Source organism: Rhodococcus sp. no. 34, from assembly GCF_054589475.1.
In genome coordinates, this window is sequence record NZ_BAAILK010000038.1 from 100,343 (window position 1) to 118,167 (window position 17,825).

16 protein-coding genes are annotated in these 17,825 nt (G+C 62.8%); 5 read left to right on the forward strand and 11 right to left on the reverse strand.

The features are described from left to right. Positions 1 to 23: 23 nt before the first annotated feature. The 8 genes from ACYP01_RS17340 to ACYP01_RS17375 all read right to left on the reverse strand — a co-directional run bounded on the left by ACYP01_RS17340 (position 24) and on the right by ACYP01_RS17375 (position 7,019). Entirely contained in the window at positions 24 to 1,271 is a 1,248-nt protein-coding gene (locus ACYP01_RS17340; RefSeq protein WP_081557939.1) for a hypothetical protein, read from the reverse strand. A gap of 5 nt (positions 1,272 to 1,276) precedes the next feature. Next, positions 1,277 to 1,828, reverse strand: a complete 552-nt coding sequence (locus ACYP01_RS17345) for a Cif family virulence factor (protein ID WP_459681444.1) — start codon at positions 1,826 to 1,828, stop codon at positions 1,277 to 1,279. 37 nt (positions 1,829 to 1,865) lie between these two features. Continuing rightward, positions 1,866 to 2,057 (reverse strand): ferredoxin, encoded by a 192-nt coding sequence (locus ACYP01_RS17350; RefSeq protein WP_020907945.1) that lies wholly within the window; start codon positions 2,055 to 2,057, stop codon positions 1,866 to 1,868. Positions 2,058 to 2,059: 2 nt separating this feature from the next. Further along, a complete protein-coding gene (locus ACYP01_RS17355) occupies positions 2,060 to 3,454 on the reverse strand; it encodes a cytochrome P450 (protein ID WP_007728646.1) in 1,395 nt (464 codons plus the stop codon). Further along, positions 3,451 to 4,257, reverse strand: a complete 807-nt coding sequence (locus tag ACYP01_RS17360; protein WP_003944110.1) for an SDR family oxidoreductase — start codon at positions 4,255 to 4,257, stop codon at positions 3,451 to 3,453. The genes ACYP01_RS17355 and ACYP01_RS17360 overlap by 4 nt, the downstream gene beginning before the upstream one ends. Continuing rightward, entirely contained in the window at positions 4,257 to 5,462 is a 1,206-nt protein-coding gene (locus ACYP01_RS17365; protein ID WP_073513281.1) for a cytochrome P450, read from the reverse strand. Before ACYP01_RS17365 ends, ACYP01_RS17360 begins: the two co-directional genes overlap by 1 nt. Next, positions 5,459 to 6,025: a TetR/AcrR family transcriptional regulator gene (locus tag ACYP01_RS17370; protein WP_024487471.1), complete on the reverse strand. Its 567-nt coding sequence runs from the start codon at positions 6,023 to 6,025 to the stop codon at positions 5,459 to 5,461. The genes ACYP01_RS17365 and ACYP01_RS17370 overlap by 4 nt, the downstream gene beginning before the upstream one ends. A 136-nt stretch (positions 6,026 to 6,161) precedes the next feature. Next, the gene (locus ACYP01_RS17375; protein WP_007728643.1) at positions 6,162 to 7,019 is read right to left on the reverse strand and encodes a mycofactocin-coupled SDR family oxidoreductase; all 858 of its coding nucleotides are present in this window, start codon (positions 7,017 to 7,019) and stop codon (positions 6,162 to 6,164) included. Positions 7,020 to 7,236: 217 nt separating this feature from the next. On the opposite strand from ACYP01_RS17375, the gene ACYP01_RS17380 reads away from it, so the two are divergent. From ACYP01_RS17380 to ACYP01_RS17400, 5 genes are all read left to right on the forward strand, one after another. Continuing rightward, the gene (locus ACYP01_RS17380) at positions 7,237 to 8,703 is read left to right on the forward strand and encodes an aldehyde dehydrogenase (protein ID WP_003944082.1); all 1,467 of its coding nucleotides are present in this window, start codon (positions 7,237 to 7,239) and stop codon (positions 8,701 to 8,703) included. Between the two features lie 60 nt (positions 8,704 to 8,763). Beyond that, complete coding sequence (locus ACYP01_RS17385) at positions 8,764 to 9,513, forward strand: SDR family oxidoreductase (protein WP_459681449.1); 750 nt, start codon at positions 8,764 to 8,766, stop codon at positions 9,511 to 9,513. Continuing rightward, on the forward strand, positions 9,510 to 10,445 hold the full coding sequence (locus ACYP01_RS17390) for an NAD(P)-dependent oxidoreductase (RefSeq protein ID WP_459681451.1): 936 nt from the start codon (positions 9,510 to 9,512) through the stop codon (positions 10,443 to 10,445). Before ACYP01_RS17385 ends, ACYP01_RS17390 begins: the two co-directional genes overlap by 4 nt. Then, a complete protein-coding gene (locus ACYP01_RS17395) occupies positions 10,442 to 10,903 on the forward strand; it encodes a carboxymuconolactone decarboxylase family protein (RefSeq protein WP_134932201.1) in 462 nt (153 codons plus the stop codon). Before ACYP01_RS17390 ends, ACYP01_RS17395 begins: the two co-directional genes overlap by 4 nt. Before the next feature lie 87 nt (positions 10,904 to 10,990). Then, a complete protein-coding gene (locus ACYP01_RS17400; RefSeq protein ID WP_459681454.1) occupies positions 10,991 to 12,457 on the forward strand; it encodes an FAD-dependent oxidoreductase in 1,467 nt (488 codons plus the stop codon). 10 nt (positions 12,458 to 12,467) lie between these two features. Here ACYP01_RS17400 and ACYP01_RS17405 read toward each other — a convergent pair whose 3' ends face one another. The 3 genes from ACYP01_RS17405 to ACYP01_RS17415 all read right to left on the reverse strand — a co-directional run. Then, positions 12,468 to 13,289, reverse strand: coding sequence for a helix-turn-helix domain-containing GNAT family N-acetyltransferase (locus tag ACYP01_RS17405; RefSeq protein ID WP_459681457.1), 822 nt, complete (start codon positions 13,287 to 13,289; stop codon positions 12,468 to 12,470). A gap of 102 nt (positions 13,290 to 13,391) precedes the next feature. Beyond that, complete coding sequence (locus ACYP01_RS17410) at positions 13,392 to 14,414, reverse strand: alpha/beta hydrolase (protein ID WP_054832112.1); 1,023 nt, start codon at positions 14,412 to 14,414, stop codon at positions 13,392 to 13,394. A gap of 86 nt (positions 14,415 to 14,500) precedes the next feature. Next, the coding region (locus tag ACYP01_RS17415) for a non-ribosomal peptide synthetase (RefSeq protein ID WP_459681461.1) at positions 14,501 to 17,825 on the reverse strand (3,325 nt) is incomplete at its 5' end.

Consider the following 17,825-nt stretch of genomic DNA (forward strand, 5'->3'; position numbering starts at 1 on the left):
TTGAGTCCTTCGGGTTCGGCCGGTCAGACGACGAAGAGAGGCAAGGGGATTCCGCGATCTTCGAATACGAATGCCGCGCCGGTACTGACCTTCGTGATGGCGACTTCGACGCATTCCGGAGCGGGAGCTTCGGTGATGTCGACGGCCAGAAGAAGCCCCGCGGCATCTTCGGCCACCACTCTCACGGTGAAGTGCGGATTCACGCCGCGGACCAAAGCTTGGAGAGGATCGAGGTGCTCGCTGCCGAGCAAGGTCGGCCAACCGCCGTCTCGGTCGACAAGAGCTTCTCGCGAGATCCGCAGCTCCAGAGCACCGCCGTCCTGTCGAATCTCGCTCTCCACATACTGCTTCGGATTCAGCAAGGGATGCACGGACAGGACCAATGCCAACGATTCCAGCGTCGAAGGAAGCCCGAGCGCATCTCGAATACGCTGTGCCGCAACTCCCGCGATTCCGGTCAATTGCTTTCGCGTGATCTCGCGAGCCTTGTCTTCGTCGGCACGGCGGCGAACCGCTGCCAGAAAGCCCAACGCCAACAGATGATGCTGCACGCAGATCTCCTCTGCGATACGAACCAAGGCTGATCGCGAGAAGTCGGAAAACCTCAGGTCGGACAACAACGGACCCGAGTAGTCCGCCCTACCGTCCCCACCGTGATCGATCGGGCTCAGCTCGACCGTCACCGCGGCGGTGCTTCCGATCTGCTCGGTGTGCGCGGTCATCACGGGAGGCGTGTGCGACGGGTCGATGGACACGGTCCAGGCGCAGTGCGGATGTCGGTCGGCGGGCCTGCGCGGTGGTCGGTGAATCGGCCGGATCTGGGCGCGCGGGTTGGTCGCGATGGCCGTTGCATCGAAAGTCGGATCCTCGATGTCGTGACACATCGAGGTCACGAACTCATCGCCCAACGGCTCGACGTCCATGAGTGCTCCGCAATGGTCGAGCCAGAATTCACCGTGCAGCGGATCGTCGACCCGGTATCGAAAGTCCATGAACTGTGGAGGAGCGCCGATGTCGAGTTGTAATCCTTTGAAGATCGTCACGACGTCGTCGCCCTCGTATCCGAGAGCCTTCTGCATGCGGCGGGTGTACCAGGGGCTGGCCGACTCCCACTCCTCGACGGCCACCTGTGCCATACCCTCGCGTCCGAATTCGACGATCAGATGCGCCATGCCCGAGCGATCGATCAGCTGCCCGCACAGGAGCAACTCGGGCACCAGCACGGCAAGGTCGCGCTGCGAGAGTGCCTCGAAGGAATCGCGCACCGACATCGGACTCACCACAGCGAAACCGGCGCGGTGCCCACCGGATACCAGCCCGGTAGCGGGTCGCCCGAGATCGATCGCTGGATCCGGCCCTGCATCCCCTTCGAGAGAGCGTTGTTGCCGATCATCTCCATGAACAGTGCCGACACGTTCCCGAAGTCGAAGAAGTCACGCTGCCAGGACCATTGGAAATCCCCGCCGTAGCGGAACCAACTACCACCGATACCGTAGACGGAGTAGTTGCTACCGTCCTCACGCTTGGCATCGGAAATCTGCTTCCACAAGCCGATCACGTTTCCGCTACGGTCGTCGATCACAAAGTCTTGATACGGATACTCCCAGCCTTCGAGGCCCTTCATCTCGAGACCGAGCGCGACTTCGCGAATCTCCTCGCGCCCCACCGCCATGAAATCCTGCTTGGGGCCGTAGTTCCACCCGTACGTGGCGTCCTCGGTATACATGTCCGCCAACGGTTTCCAATCGCCGGCGGCTTCGGCCTTGTTGTTCGCCTCGATCCAGCGTTGGACCATCTCGTCGAGCTCTGCGCGGTCGAAACCCGTCATCTGAACTTCCTCCCTCGAGCACATGAATTCGCTGCAATCAATCGACAATTCTCAGGGCGCCGGTCGGGCAGTACCTGACCGCCATCTCGGCTTCACCGCGGAGCGACTCGGGTGGGTCCGAGTCCAGAAGACTGACCTTCCCCCGCTTCGGGACGACAAAGATCTCCGGTGCCTCCAGCTCACACGCCGCATGGCCTTGGCACAGGTCGAGGTCGACTTCGACGTGCATGATCACCCCTCACGCCCGGGACGTGTTCGGCGCCGGTACCTCACCGCGCACGGCTGCTGCAACTGGACGACCATCTTGCTGTGGTCGTTTCGGTAGGATTCCGACGGCTGCGCCATCTCGAACTCGAAGTCCCGCAGCAGGATCGAGAAGATCGCTTTGAGCTGCATCTGGGCGAACGCAGCGCCGACGCAGCGATGCCGGCCGGCTCCGAACGGAATCCACGTCCAGCGGTTGACGATGTCCTCTTGATTCGGGTCGATGTACCTCCCGGGATCGAAGGTGTCCGGCCGGGGAAAGTCCTCGGCGATTCGATTGGAGATCGCGGGTGTCGCGGCGACAAGATGGCCCTCTCGGATCTCGAAGCCGCCCACTTCGAAATCTCCACGTGCCACCCGCAACAGGATGATCAACGGCGGATGCAGTCGAAGGGTTTCCTTGACCACAGCCTCGAGAACCGGAATCTGGCGCAGGGCATGAAAACTGATGTCGGCGCCGTCGGAGTACAGATTGTCGAGTTCGTCGACGACGTCCGTCATGGTGTCGGGATGCCGCAACATCTCGATCAGCGACCACGCTGCCGTGCCGGAAGTCGTATGGTGGCCGGCGAACATCATCGAGATGAAGATTCCGGTGATCTCGTCGGCACTGAACCGGAGGTCGCCGTTCTCGTCCTTGACCGAGACCAACACGTCCAACATGTCGCGGTCATCCTTGCCCTGCGGAGGATTCGCGATGCGCCCGTTCATGATGTCCTGTACCAGAGCGACCAACGCCAACCGGGCCTCGTCGCGGCGGCGGAAACTCTCGATCGGCGCGTACGGATCCACGAAAGCCAATGCATCCGTTCCCTGTTCGAGCTCGTGATACAGCTTGGCGAAGCTATCATCCAGTTCGTCGCGGAACTTCTTGCCGATCAGGCACGCCGACGAGGTATAGATGGTCAGCTCGGCGAAGAAGTCGAGCAGATCGATCTCGCCTTCGTCTCCCCACTGCGCGACCATCGCCTCGACTTCGCGGCCGATCGTGGCGGCGTGCCCGCGCATCTGTTCGCCGCGCAGAGCCGAGTTGTGCAGCATCTCTTTACGCCGCTCCGGGCTGGCGTCGAAGACGACGCCTTCACCGAATATCGGCTTCATGAAGGGGTAAGCCGCTTGTTGGTCGAGATCCTCGTCGGTGGAGCGGAAGAAGAACTCGTTTGCCTCGGCTCCGGACAGCAAGATCACTGTGCGGTCGGCAAGTTGAAAGGCGCCGACGTCACCACATTCCTCACGCACCCGGCGCATGAGCGCTATCGGGTCGGTTCGCAGTTCCTCGAGATGCCCGTGCGGGAGATCCCCGCCGGACACCCGCGGCGGCTCTGGCAGTGTTCGCGACGTCTCTTGCACTCCGTGCGTCATGTCGTCTCCTGTGAGTTCGCAGTGGGAAGTTTGTCCAGTGGCGCCTCGGGCTGAACTTCGACGAGCACGATGTGTGCTCCTCGCGGCGCCGACACAACGGCGACGATGGCATTGGCGATGTCCGAGGCGCGCAGAAAGTAACCATGGCGGGCGAACCCCCACTTGCTCCACGATTCCCCGACCGGTCCGATGATCTCCGGCGTCGTGTCCATCCCCATGCCGGTCAGTGTCGGCCCGGGTCGCACGATCGACGCGCGAATGCCTGTTCCCTCGAGCTCCATTCGCATCTGACGCCCCATTGCCTCGAGCCCGGCCTTCGCTGCGTCGTACGCACCCATGAGTGGACGCTGGCGCTCGGCACAATCCGAGCCGATCAGTACGAAGTCACCGCGCTGTCGTTGCCTCATACCGGGGAGTACGCGATGCGCCAATCGCTGCGCACCGACGAGGTGAACTTGGATCTGCCGTAGAAACGCCTCAGGATTCATCTCGTCCGCAGCCCCGAATTCGAGGTCTCCGGCACCGGAGACGACGATTTCCGCGGGGCCGTGGACTGCCTCTGCGGCCGAGACGAACCCGTCGACCGAATCACCGTCCGTGACGTCGAGGAAGTGGGCGAACGCTTCACCACCGTTGCTGCGGATCTTCTCGGCGATGGCTTCGCATTCGGCGACTCGACGCGCACCGAGTGCAACCGGATGCCCGAGTTCGGCCAGGGCATACGCGGTGGCTGTGCCGATTCCCGACGACGCACCACTGATCAGTGCCGGCCGGCGAACGGGATTGGGTTCGAAACGAGGCATCAGCGCACCTGAACTTTCACCGGCAGGGCCGCAAAGCCCCGGACATTTGTCGAATGAACACGCTCGATTCCGGACTCGACGACTTCGTAGTCGCTGACCCGACGCCCGAACTCCGCCAGGGCGATCTTGGCTTCGAGCTTGGCAAGGTGGGCACCGAGGCAGAAGTGCACGCCACCACCGAAACTCGCGAGTTTGCCCGACGAACTCCGGCCGATCTGGAAGCTGTCGGCATCGTCGAAGACGTCGGCGTCTCGGTTGGCCGATCCGATCAGGAGCAGGACCTTCTCCCCCGCCGGAATGGTGCGTCCGTGATATTCGAGGTCGACAACCGAAGTCCGAGCCACGATCTGGCTCGACGTGTCGTAGCGAAGAGTCTCTTCCACCCATTCCGAGGCTCGTTCGGGATCGTCGAGAACCGGTGTGATCTGCTCCCGGTGGTGCGAACCCCAGTACAGAGCGTTTCCGAGAAGCTTGGTCGTGGTCTCGTTTCCGGCCACGACCATCAGAAACATGAATCCGAGGATCTCCTGGTCCGAGAGTTTGTCTCCGTCGATCTCGGCATCGAGCAAGGCCGAGGTCAGATCGTCCGTCCGCGATCGGCGACGCTGCGCGATCATCTCCTTGTAGTAGCCCATCAAACTGATCGAAGCTTCCACCGCAGGTTGCGGCACGTCGAGAACACCCGCCTCTCGATGCACCACCAGATCCGCCTTGCGCCGCAGTTCGGCTCGGTCGGGTTCGGGGACCCCCATGAGTTCGGAGATGACGTCCATCGGCAGCTTTCCCGCCACCTCCGTAATCCAGTCGAACTCCCCCGCGCCCAACGCAGGTACCAGATGTTGCTTCGTGAGTTCGAGGATCCGGCCGTCGAGCTCCGCAACCCGTCGCGGCGTGAATCCGCGAGAAACCAACTGGCGCAACCGCATATGGCGGGGATCGTCCATCGCGAGAAACGACATCACATAATGCGCGTGTGGACCGTAGGCTGCGGGGTCGAGCGATACCCCGTTGGCGCTCGAGAGACGCTTGTTGTCCTTGAATCCGTCGACCACGTCCGCATATCGCGACAACGCCCAAAAGCCAACGTCCGGATTGTGATACAACGGTGATTCTTCGCGCAGACGCTTGTACGTCGGATACGGATCGTCGTGAAAGTGGTAGTCGTACGGATTGAAGACCACCGGATCGATCAAAGCTTCTGTCATGATTTCTCCAGGATCAGTAGAGCTGAGGCCTCCAGGCGTCCAGCGATTTGCGCGTAGGTTCCGTAGCCGATCCCCGCTCGCAGAAGCGCCCCGGCATAAAGCATTTCGAGCGCTTCCAACACTTCGGGTTCGCCATTCGGATCCAACGCCGAAGCGAGTCGTTGATGGATCTCGAGTCCGATCCGCCCGCGAAGATGTTCCACTTCAGGATCGGATCCGAGCAGTGCATTAGTCACGGCGGCCGATACCTCCGGTTCGTCCGCGAGAAGCAGCGCGATATTTCGAAGTACAGACAGCACGTGCGCGGTGCGATCCAACCCCGAGCCATCAGGCGCCGACGAGTTCTGAAGTCTTCGCCAGAAGACCTCTGCGACCAGATGCTCCTTGGACGCGAAATACGTGTAGGCGGTCGCAGTTCCTACACCCGCTTCGGCCGCAACCGAACGGACAGTCAGTCCGGAAAACTCTTGTTTGCGTAGAACTTTCACTGTTGCTTCGGCAAGCCTGGCCACAGTTTCCGCCTGTTTGCCCGTGAGGCGCCTGCGAGTGGATTCATAGACAATCGATCCCCCGCCACTTGAATCGCCCCGTTTGCTGGACACGTGTCTGGACGTTACTACAGCGTCCTGTCCAGGGCAACGAAATGGGGAAACTTCGAAAATTCACCACGAACAGGCAGCCACGAAGCGAAAAGTTCTACTACAGACCGATCTTCATCCCGGCACCAGCGTCCACGCGCAGTTGCTGGCCGGTGACGAATCGCGACTCGTCCGAGGACAGGTACACGACCGCATGCGAGATGTCCGCGGGTTCGACCCACGGAGTCGGCATCGCCTGCATGAACGGGAACGTCACTGCCGCATCCTCGGCCGTCGGATTCTCGAGGTCGGGACGGAACGTCCGGTACATCGGCATGCTCTGCAACATGTCGGTGTTCACATTGGTCGGATGAATCGCGTTGACGCGAATGGAACTCGGCCCGAGGGTCAGCGCCAACGAACTGGTATAGGCCTGAATCAGCTTCTTGGCCAAGCCGTATCCGTCGCCACCCGGACCCTGGAGCGCCTGTTGCCCGTTGAATCCGGTCTGCGGCACCAGACCGGCAACAGATCCGATCGCGATGATCGAACCCCCTTCGCCGAGGTATTCCATCGACGCGTGCACTGTATTGACGACACCGAGAAAGTTCACATCGAAGGCGTCGACGAAACCGGCGGTCGACACGTGTTTGCCGAGCGGACAGATACCGGCGTTCGCCACGACGACATGCAATCCGCCCAACTGCCCTACCGCCTCGGCAAGTGCTGTTTCGAGTCCGGCGCGATCACGGACGTCGACACGCGCCGTCACCACCTGCTGCCCGGCCTCTTTCACCAGGCGAGCGGTTTCCTCCAGATCGGCTGGACTGGCGAGCGGGTATTCGTTGCTGGCGATGTCTGCGCACAGATCGAAGGCGATGATGTGCGCGCCCTCCTGCGCGAGACGGACGGCGTGACTGCGCCCCTGACCTCGAGCAGCGCCGGTCACCAACACCACTTTTCCGTCAACTCTGTTCATTTCGACCTCTCTCCTGTGGATGTGAAGACGTGGTTGTGAATGTGCGGTGAACCGTAGCGGCGCCGCACCGGACACGAGGCGCTTTTCGTCGAAGCAGATCCGAGACCCTCTCGAGACCGCTGGGCTCTCGAAATCTCTTATGCCCCAAAAACCATTGCCTCAACCACAAGTGTGAACTAGAGTCCAGACACATGTCCAGAAAGAGAGGGTTTGCGCTATGACGCTTCGACCCGCAGACAGTTCTGCACTTCTCGTCGACGGAAAACTGGTTCCTGGATCCGGCGGAACCTTCGAAGTTTTCAACCCGGCGACCGAGGAACTGATCGGCCGTGCGGCCGAAGGCACCGCCGCGGACATGGACGCGGCCATCGCCGCTGCGCGCCGTGCGTTCGACGACACCGAATGGGCACGCGATCACGGGTTTCGCGCTCGCTGCCTGCGCCAACTGTGCGATGCACTCCAGTCCCACATCGAGGAGTTGCGTGAGATCACCGTCGCCGAGGTCGGCGCACCGGTCATGCTGACGAGCGGTCCGCAACTCGAAGGCCCGATCGAAGATCTTCGCTACTGGGCCGATCTGATCGAAACCTATTCGTGGGAACAAGATCTCGGGCACGCGTCACCCATGGGGATTCCGACCCATCGCCGACTGCTCAAGGAAGCCGTCGGCGTCGTCGGCGCAATCACACCGTGGAACTTTCCGCACCAGATCAATTTCGCCAAGCTCGGTCCCGCCCTCGCAGCCGGCAACACCATCGTTCTCAAACCCGCGCCGGACACGCCCTGGTGCGCCGCGCTGGTCGCCAAGGTGATTGCAGAAGAAACCGAGATCCCGGCCGGCGTAGTCAACGTCGTGACGTCGACGGATCACTCCCTAGGCGCGCAGCTGTGCAGCGATCCGCGCGTCGATCTCGTGTCCTTCACCGGTTCCACCGCCACCGGACGCACAGTGATGGCCACGGCCGCGCAAACTCTCAAGAAGGTCTTCCTCGAACTCGGGGGTAAGTCCGCATTCATCGTCCTCGACGATGCGGACATCAAAGGTGCATGCTCGGTTGCCGCGTTCTCCGTCTGCGTTCATGCCGGTCAGGGATGCGCGCTCAGTACCAGACTTCTGGTGCCGCGCGCTCGGTACGACGATGCTCTGGCCGCGGCATCTGCCGCGATGGCGGGTATCCGAGCCGGCGACCCCAGCGCGCGAGGAACGGTGTGTGGCCCGGTCATCTCGGCGCGCCAGCGCGCCAGGGTGGAGAGCTACCTCGCCCTCGCGGTCGAAGAGGGCGGCACGATCGTGACGGGTGGGGGCCGTCCCGACGATCGCGAGAGGGGATTCTTCGTCGAGCCCACTCTCATTGCCGGGCTGGACAACTCGTCTCGCGTAGCGCAGGAGGAGATTTTCGGGCCCGTCCTCGTGATCCTTCCGTACGACAACGACGACGACGCTATCCGGATTGCCAACGATTCCCCCTACGGCCTGTCCGGGTCGGTGTGGGGCACCGATCCCGATCGCGTCGCGCACGTCGTTGCCGGTGTCAGAACCGGAACGCTGAGCGTCAACGGCGGCGTCTGGTATTCGGCCGACGCACCGTTCGGCGGCTACAAACAATCCGGGATCGGCCGCGAAATGGGCCTCGCGGGTTTCGAGGAATACCTCGAAACCAAGCTCGTCGCTTCACCTTCCTGACATTCCACACCCTCACCCCACACCCTCACCACAGAATGATCACCACGAAAGTAGGTCGACATGGGACGTTTCGACGGTCGCACCGCGATAGTCACCGGAGCAGCGCAGGGTATCGGAGAGGCGTATGCCCGCGCTCTGGCCGCGGAGGGGGCCAACGTGGTCGTGGCGGACCTCAATCGCGAACTCGGCGAAGCAGTCGCCAAGCAGATCAACGCGGACGGCGGAAGTGCCGTGTTCAAGGACGTCGACGTCGCCGACGGGGAGTCGACTGCGGCACTCGCCGACTTCACGATCGAGCAGTTCGGCAGCATCGAGCACCTGGTGAACAACGCTGCCATCTACGGCGGAATGAAGATCGATTCCCTGTTGACGGTGGACTGGGACTACTACCGAAAGTTCATGAGCGTCAACATGGACGGCGCATTGCACGTGTGCCGGGCGGTAGTACCTCACATGCGAGCGAAGGGCGGTTCGATCGTCAACCAGTCCTCCACAGCAGCCTGGCTGTACTCGAATTACTACGGACTCGCGAAAGCCGGCGTCAACAGCCTGACACAACAACTCGCGACCGAACTCGGCTGGTCGAACATCCGAATCAACGCCGTCGCTCCCGGCCCTATCGACACGGAGGCGACTCGAACCGTCACCCCCGGCAACATCGTCAAGGACATGGTGAAGCGAATCCCGTTGCAGCGCATGGGAACACCGGACGATCTCGTCGGCATGTGCCTGTTCCTCCTCTCCGACGACGCAGGCTGGGTGACCGGGCAGATCTTCAACGTCGACGGAGGCCAGGTGTACCGGTCATGACGGAATCGGCGCCGAAAGCCAGCGCTTCGAAAACCAGACTGGGATACATCGGCCTAGGCAACATGGGCGCGCCGATGGCGCAGCGCCTCCTGGACTGGCCGGGCGGACTGGTGGTGTGTGATGCCCGCGCAGAAGCGCTCGAACCGTTCACCGCTGCGGGCGCGAGCGCAGCATCGACGCCCGCCGACGTTGCAGCGCAGGCGAGCATCATCTCCGTCACGGTGCTCGACGACGCGCAGGTACGCGAGGTTGTGTGCGGGCTGCACGGGATTCTGTCGACCGCACAGCCAGGCACTGTCGTCGCGATTCACTCCACTATCTCGGACACCACGGCGGTGGAACTCGCTGACATCTGTCAACAGCGTGGTGTTCTGCTGGCCGACGCGCCGATCAGTGGCGGTGCCGGCGGCGCAGCGCAGGGCAGGCTGGCAGTGATGATCGGCGGCTCCGACGAGGCGTTCGGAGCCGTCCGCGAGCCCTTCGGATCCTGGGCCGAGCTGGTGGTTCACGCCGGTGACGTCGGCGCGGGAACGCGAATGAAGCTCGCACGCAACCTTCTTCACTTCGTCTCGTTCACCGCCACGACCGAGGCCGCGCGACTCGCCGAAGCAGCAGGACTCGATCTCCGCACGCTCGGAAAGGTCGTCAGGCACACCGATGCGATCACCGGTGGCGCGGGCGCGATCATGCTCCGCGACACCACCGCACCGGTCTCGGAGGACGACCCGTGGTTCTCGATACTGCGGCATGTTCGCAATCTCGGGGAGAAGGACTTGGCCTTGGCCATCGACCTCGGTGATCGGCTGAATCTCGACCTGCCGCTCGCGCACCTTGCGCTCGCCGGACTCGGTGCCGGTCTGGGCGTCGGGAATGACAGCGAAGACAGGCCGGCCGAACCTTCGACGGCATCTACTACTCGGGAGCACGCATGACCGACACCACTCACATGACCGATGCCGGTGGAACCGACGAAAGCCGCATCTCCGAGGCCCGTGCTCGTGGCGTCGCGAAGATGAACGAGGTGTACGGCTGGGAGCTTCCCGCCGACGTTCCCGGCGACTTCTTCGCGGTCACCGCCGACCACCTCTTTGCCGACATCTGGACGCGACCGGGACTGTCGGTACGTGATCGACGACTACTCCTGATCGGTGCCATCGCCGCCCAGGGGCAGAACGATGTGGCGAAGATCCAGATCAACGCTGCTCTCCACAACGAGGAGTTGACCGAGCAGCAGTTCGAAGAGGCCGCAATCTTCCTGTGCCACTACGTCGGCTGGCCGCTGGCCACCGGGCTCAACAATGCGCTGATCGCCGTGAAGGCCGACAGACGTAAAGCCGCGCGCGCCAAGGAGAAGGCCGCGGCCGATTCCGCGAAAACGGACACCGACTGACTTTCGGTCGAGATACTGCCATCAGGGCATCGATCACACCCACCGATTCCCCCACCAACCAACCAGAAGAACGAAGGATCCGAATCCATGGCCGAGGCCAGCTCAATCCGTCCGCAGTCCTCCGCAAACATCGAGCAGTGGCACTTCGAGGCTGACGTCGTCGTCGCCGGTTACGGCATTGCCGGAGTGAGTGCTTCGATCGAGGCCGCGCGAGCGGGCGCCGACGTGTTGGTGCTCGAGCGCACGAGCGGCTGGGGCGGCGCTGCGGCGCTGGCAGGCGGATTCATCTATCTGGGCGGCGGGACCCCGTTGCAGCAGGCGCTCGGGTTCGAGGACTCCCCCGCCAACATGAAATCGTTCATGATGGCCGCACTCGGTCCCGGCGCCGACGAGGAGAAGATCACCGACTACTGCGAAGGCAGCGTCGAGCACTACAACTGGCTCGTCGACAACGGTGTGCCGTTCAAGGAGAGTTTCTACGGCCAACCCGGCTGGGAAACACCCTTCGACGACGGACTCATGTATTCCGGCGGCGAGAACTCGGCACCGTTCAACACGATCGCGACACCGGCCCCTCGCGGGCACGTTCCACAGATGAGCGGCAAGCGCACCGGGGAGAAGGGCGGTGGTTTCATGTTGATGAAGCCACTGATCGAGACGGCCGAAAGCCTCGGCGTACGAGCCGAATACGACATGCGAGTCCAGCGCCTGGTCGTCGACGGAGATCGAGTGGTCGGCATCATCGCCAAGCAGTACGGCAAGGAAGTGGCAGTTCGAGCACGCACGGGTGTCGTACTGGCGACGGGAAGCTTCGCCTACAACGAAGCGATGATCCAGTCGTACGCCCCACGGCTGATCGGGCGCCCCGGTGCGGCTATCGAAGAGCACGACGGAAAGTCCATCCAGATGGCGCAGGCTCTCGGGGCCGACCTCGCGCACATGGACGCCACCGAGGTCGCATTCTTCGGCGACCCCCAGTTGATAATCCGCGGCATTCTCGTCAACGGACGCGGCCAGCGCTACGTCAACGAGGACACGTACCCGGGACGAATCGGCCAGGAGACGCTGCTGCGCAACGAGAATCAGGCCTACCTGATCATCGACGAAGCTTCCTACGAAGAGGGCTGCGCCGCCGACAGTTCCACCCCGTTCCTCAGATTCCAGCCCAAGTGGGTGGCAGAGACCGTCGAGGAACTCGAATCCGACATGAACCTGCCGGAAGGCGCCCTCCAATCGACCGTGGAGGTCTACAACCGCCACGCCGCCCGTGGTGAGGACCCGGTACTGGGAAAGAAGAAGGAGTGGGTCAAGCCGATCGGCTCACCCGTCGCTGCGCTCGATCTTCGCAATTTCACCGCCGGATTCACGCTCGGCGGTCTGCGCACGTCGATCAACTCGGAGGTCATGCACGTCTCCGGCGAACCGATCCCGGGTCTGTTTGCCGCTGGACGATGCACCGCCGGTGTCTGCGCTGGCGGGTATGCCTCCGGAACGTCCCTCGGAGACGGCAGTTTCTACGGGCGACGCGCCGGAGTCAGCGCTGCCAAGGGCTGAGCGTCTCTTCTCAGATGTCAGCGTCCTCGCTGCGACGTTCGAGGAACAACGTGTCACGCCACCGCCCACCCAGTTGAGCGATACGCGAGCGAGTGCCGACGATTCGGAATCCGACGGCCTGATGCAAGGCGACGCTTGCCCGGTTCTCCGGGAAAATCGACGACTGCACTGTCCAGATCTCACTGGCGTCGGCGGCTTGCACCTGTCGGCGAAGCAGCAGCTTGCCCACGCCGCGCCCGCGAGCGCCGCTACCGATGTAGATGGAGTTCTCGGCGACCCCGCGGTAGCAGTCTCGCGAGGACACCGGGCTAAGGCTCGCCCAGCCTTCGACGCGGCCGTCGATCTCGGCAACCCATCGATGATCGGGTAACCATTGCGCGTCGAGCTTCTCGGCGGATGGCACCGAGGTGGTGAACGTCGCGGTTCCGGTGTCGATTCCTTCGCGGTAGATCGAGCGGACGGCATCCCAGTCGCCGGATTCCATGCGGCGCACCACCACGTCATCGGGAAGAACTCCCAGTGTGTCTTCGACCGGACCACGAGCAGCCACGACGGCGGCCGCTGCCATCAGATCGGAGTATGCCGTTCCGGCAACACTGACAACCGAAGTGCCTTCACGCACCGAAGCCTCGACAAAACCGACCTCGATCAAGGCCTCGAGGTGGGCACTCAACGCCGACGGCTCGAGTGATGCGGCGTGTGCAATCGTGTCGACGTCGATCGGACCGCCGGCAGCAAGTCGGAGCACTCGCAGCCGCGTCGGATCACCCAGGCACGCAAACCTGCGCGCAAGTACGTCGGTGTCGAGGGGAGCGAGTGTTTCTGAACTCATGAGGCGACTATAACGCCGCTGACCTGCAGTTCGGTCGGCTAGGTTCGGCAAGAGTGTCCCGGAGTGAGAAACAACTCAGCCACCGACCCTCGGGTTCGCCGGCTAACGCGCACCGATCGACGCGGCAATCATCGACCACGAGTTGTGAAGATCGTCCTGCCAGTAACCCCAAGAGTGAGTGCCAGTTGCCCGGAAATCATAGGTGGCCGGGATGCCCAAGGAGTCGAGCCGCTCGGCCAAACGCTGGGTGCACTGGTTCGTCCCAGCCTCGATGACTCCACCCACGATCACCTGGTTCGCCAGAACGCCGAGGTCGCCGTTGACCATCGGTCCGCCCAGATTCTCGTGTGGGCCGGGCAGGCCCGATCCATTGCTGATGTAGAGGTCGACCCCCCGCAATCTCTCGGCGTTGACCACAGGATCGTTGGCTACCCAGCCCGGACCGCCGGGAGGACCCCACATGTTGTCCACGTTGCCGCCGCGGAATCCGACCACGAATCTCACGTAGTCCTGACCGGGTTGAGTACTCGTCTCGGCACACCCGCTGAAAGCACCGACGGCACGGTAAACCGATGGCGCCGCCTCGGCCAGGCTCAGAACCGAGGTACCTGCCATCGACAATCCGGCAACGGCATTCGTACCCGTAGTCCCGAGCGTGGCATCGACGATCGGTGGCAACTCCTGGGTGAGAAATGTGGTCCACTTGTTCAGTCCGAGAACAGGATCGGGCTTCTCCCAGTCGGTGTAGTAGCTGTAGGCACCGCCGATCGGGTTGACGACGTTGACGTTCTTGTCGCCGAAGAAGTCGACGACGTCTGTCCGTGTCTGCCACGTCGCCGTGTCCTCGCCTCCGCCGGCGCCATTGAGTAGATAGAGGGTCGGCCGGGGCGCACTTGTGTCTGCCGGCCGAATCACCTCGAGCGGAATCACCTTGTCCATCGCAGCCGAGTAGACGTACATAGTCAGCTGACGGGCGTTGATCTCCTCGACGTGATCGAGAGCTGAACCGTCTGGAGGGGATGTTCGCGCCTGATCAGCCGAGGCAAGCGCCGCTTCACCGAACAATCCCGTCCATGCGACGAGGGCGACGACCAGTATCGCCCGAGTACGTCCGATTCTTCTCATTGCCGCTCCTCGTGCTCGATTGCGGTGCCCGGCAACAGCTCGGTGGCGCTCGCTTCACGGGCGTGCGGCTCGGTGGCTTCAAGTTGTCATGCCCGTTCGGAGTATCCGGAAAACATCGAGAGCACCCGAGCCATCTCCGGTCCGATGACCGCCATGGCCGGTGCCTCGATCATCTCGTTGTGTCCGCATCGCACCGGCACCTCCACGATCCGGCCCGTCACGAGCGGACGCCATTCCTGTGGCGACCTGTCGCGCGGAATCGTGTCGTCTTTTCCGTCAGCCGGGAAGATCAGCAGGTCTCCCTCGTAGATCTGGGGAACGAACTGGTGCGTGATTCTCTGCGAAGTCTCGTACCCTCGGGCAATCCGCTCGAGGTCCCGACCGTCTACTCCCGTCTCGGGCCCGAGCCTCCGGGCCAACACGGCCGCCGCCTCGTCGAAGGTCAGATCTCGGTCGGTCTGGGGTTCGAGGCCGAGTCCTCGCAGTAGGTCTCGGACGTCGAGTTCGGCTGACGCAGGGGCATCGCCGTTGTCGGGGTAGCTGTCCATCATCGCCAGTGTGGCGACGTCGCGGCCGGACGATTGCAGTTCGACGGCCATGGCGTGCGCGATGACTCCGCCAAGGGACCACCCGAGTAAGTCGTACGGCCCGTCCGGCGAAACGGCCTCCACCTCTTCGACGTAGCGATGGGCTAACTGTTCGATCGACTGATAGTCACCGTCGTCGCTGAGAGCGGGGAGCTGAAGTCCGTACACGGGTCTGTCCTCGGGCAGATACCGCACCAAGCCGGCGTACCCCCAGGACAGGCCGATACCAGGGTGCACACAGAACAGCGGTCGCCCAGTCCCTTTCGTCCGCAGTGGAACAACCACGGCGAGAAGCTCTTCCATACCGGCGTCGGCTGTCGGCATGTCGAGGCGTCGAGCGATTCCAGCGGGTGTCGGGTCGAGGAACATCCACTGAAGCGGAATTCTGCGTTGGAAACGGGAGTGCAGTGCGCTGACGATTCGGGTGGCCACCAGGGAGGACCCGCCCAGGTCGAAGAAGCTGTCGGTAGTGCTCACCCGGCTGACACCTAGGACCTCGACGAACGAGTCGACCACGGCGCGCTCGGTGTCGGTGACCGGCTCGCGGAACTCGGCTGCAACCGAACTGAATTCGGGTTCCGGTAGAGCCTTTCGGTCGAGCTTGCCCACCGGTGTCATCGGAATCCGCTCGAGAAGTACCACTGCCGACGGAACCATGTGCGAGGGAAGTCGGTCGGCTGCATACGCCCGTATCTCGTCGCTGTCGGAGGCGTCAGCAGCTGACGCACGCACGTACGACACCAGGACCGTTTCACCCGACGGTCCCGTGTGGCCGACAGTCGCGGCGAAGTCCACCGACGGATGGCGTGAGAGAACTGCATCGATTTCCCCGAGTTCGATCCGAAAACCACGGACCTTGACCTGGAAGTCGCTGCGCCCGATGTATTCGAGCGTGTGATGCACTCCATCGCCGGAGCCAACGATTTTGGCACTGTCACCGCCGGATTCACGCCAACGCACGACATCTCCGGTGCGGTACATCCGGCGCCCCGGCGACCCGTACGAGCAAGCGACAAATCGTTCCGACGTGAGCGACGCCCGATTATGGTACCCACGTGCCATACCTGGACCGATGATGTACAACTCCCCCGGCACGCCCACCGGGACGGGCTGCAAACGCTCGTCCAGCACCAGGAAGCCGAAGCCCACTGCCGGCGAGCCGATGTTCACTCCCGCACCGGGTTTCATCGAATCGCTGACGCTCGCCTGCACGGTGGTTTCAGTCGGGCCGTAGCCGTTGTGCAGCCTCCGACCCGGCGCCCATTGCGCGACGACCTCCGGCGGGCAGGCCTCGCCCACCAGATCGAGAACACGGAGCGCCTCGAAACCGTTGTCACCCAACGCCGCCAGCGCGGTCGGTGTAATGGTGGCATGAGTGACCTGCTCGCGCCGGAAAACATCGGCCAATTCGGCGCCACCGTACACAGCAGGCGGAACGATCACGACTTGCGCCGAGGCGCTGAATGCCATCGTCAACTCGAAGATGGAAGCGTCGAAACTCGGCGATGCCAACTGAGAGACATGAGAGTCGTGAGTGACCTCGAACCTCTCACGAGTTTCGGCCGTGAAGCTCGCCAAACCTCGATGAGTAATGTTCACTCCCTTGGGTTTCCCGGTAGATCCCGAGGTGTAGATCAGGTAGGCCGGATGATCGAGGTTCAGTTCACCGGTTCGATCGTCATCGGTGATCGGTTCCGGCGACAGCGCGGCTACCCGCCGGGCGAAGTGTGGGTCGTCGAGTTCCAGCCAGGGAACAACGTCGGGTAGGTGAGTTCGGCTGGTCTGAACAGTCAAACCGAGCGAGGCTCGGCAATCGGCGAGCATGTATTCGACGCGCTCGCGCGGATAGGCCGGATCGACAGGCACAAAAGCCGCTCCGGCTTTGGTCACCGACCAGATCGCGACCACCGATTCGATCGAGCGAGGCATTCCCAGTGCCACGAAGGTCTCCGGGCCCACACCGCGACCGCACAACTCCCGGGCAACACGATTCGACCACTCGTCCAGGTCGCGATAACTGAGCTGCCGGTTCTCGAGCGACAGGGCCACCGAGTCAGGATCGATCGCCACGGCGTCCGCCAACAACTCAGGCCACAGTTTCGGAGGCACTTCGGGGAGCCCATGCGCCGGCGTCAACTCGCGACGTTCGAGATCGCCGAGTAGGTCGATGTCACCGATCGGTACCTGCGGATTCCGGGTCACTGCCTCGAGCACACGAACGAACATGTCGGCAAAACCGCTGACCGTACCGGGGTCGAAGAGATCAGTGGCAAAGTCGACGGCACCGCTCATCCCTCCCGGTGCACCGCGATCGTCGTACTCCTCGGCCAGAAGGAATTCCAGGTCTACCTTCACTACCTCGAGTTCAGGGTCGATCCCGCGGACTTCCAGTCCCGGTAGCTTCAGAATCGGTCGTTTGTTGTTCTGGAATTCCAGCGACACCGAGGAAATCGGTGCATAGGCGCTCGACCGTTTCGGCCCGACCGCCTCCACTACGCGCTCGAAGGGCACGTCGGAATGAGCGAACGCGGCGAGGTCGACTTCGCGGCAATGCTCAACCAACTCCCGGAACGATCGAGCCGGATCCACCTGTGTGCGCAGTGCGAGCGTGCCGACGAACATGCCGACCAGATCATCGAGGGCACGATCTCCCCGGCCGGCGATCGGCGTGCCGATCACGATGTCGTCGGTGCTGCCCAAACGTGCCAGCAAGAGCGCGAGAGCTGCATGCACAGTCATGAATGCAGTGGACTCGTGCTGCCGCGACACGTTCCGAATACGGCGGTGAAGATCACTGCTGATCGAGAAGTGAATCCGCGAGCCG

What these genes read in the sequence shown, in the direction of transcription:
- ACYP01_RS17340 (WP_081557939.1), bottom strand. Translation starts at nt 1,271, where the DNA reads ATGTCGGTGCGCGATTCCTTCGAGGCACTCTCGCAGCGCGACCTTGCC.
- ACYP01_RS17345 (WP_459681444.1), bottom strand. Translation starts at nt 1,828, where the DNA reads ATGACGGGTTTCGACCGCGCAGAGCTCGACGAGATGGTCCAACGCTGG.
- ACYP01_RS17350 (WP_020907945.1), bottom strand. Translation starts at nt 2,057, where the DNA reads ATGCACGTCGAAGTCGACCTCGACCTGTGCCAAGGCCATGCGGCGTGT.
- ACYP01_RS17355 (WP_007728646.1), bottom strand. Translation starts at nt 3,454, where the DNA reads ATGACGCACGGAGTGCAAGAGACGTCGCGAACACTGCCAGAGCCGCCG.
- ACYP01_RS17360 (WP_003944110.1), bottom strand. Translation starts at nt 4,257, where the DNA reads ATGCCTCGTTTCGAACCCAATCCCGTTCGCCGGCCGGCACTGATCAGT.
- ACYP01_RS17365 (WP_073513281.1), bottom strand. Translation starts at nt 5,462, where the DNA reads ATGACAGAAGCTTTGATCGATCCGGTGGTCTTCAATCCGTACGACTAC.
- ACYP01_RS17375 (WP_007728643.1), bottom strand. Translation starts at nt 7,019, where the DNA reads ATGAACAGAGTTGACGGAAAAGTGGTGTTGGTGACCGGCGCTGCTCGA.
- ACYP01_RS17380 (WP_003944082.1), top strand. Translation starts at nt 7,237, where the DNA reads ATGACGCTTCGACCCGCAGACAGTTCTGCACTTCTCGTCGACGGAAAA.
- ACYP01_RS17385 (WP_459681449.1), top strand. Translation starts at nt 8,764, where the DNA reads ATGGGACGTTTCGACGGTCGCACCGCGATAGTCACCGGAGCAGCGCAG.
- ACYP01_RS17390 (WP_459681451.1), top strand. Translation starts at nt 9,510, where the DNA reads ATGACGGAATCGGCGCCGAAAGCCAGCGCTTCGAAAACCAGACTGGGA.
- ACYP01_RS17395 (WP_134932201.1), top strand. Translation starts at nt 10,442, where the DNA reads ATGACCGACACCACTCACATGACCGATGCCGGTGGAACCGACGAAAGC.
- ACYP01_RS17400 (WP_459681454.1), top strand. Translation starts at nt 10,991, where the DNA reads ATGGCCGAGGCCAGCTCAATCCGTCCGCAGTCCTCCGCAAACATCGAG.
- ACYP01_RS17405 (WP_459681457.1), bottom strand. Translation starts at nt 13,289, where the DNA reads ATGAGTTCAGAAACACTCGCTCCCCTCGACACCGACGTACTTGCGCGC.
- ACYP01_RS17410 (WP_054832112.1), bottom strand. Translation starts at nt 14,414, where the DNA reads ATGAGAAGAATCGGACGTACTCGGGCGATACTGGTCGTCGCCCTCGTC.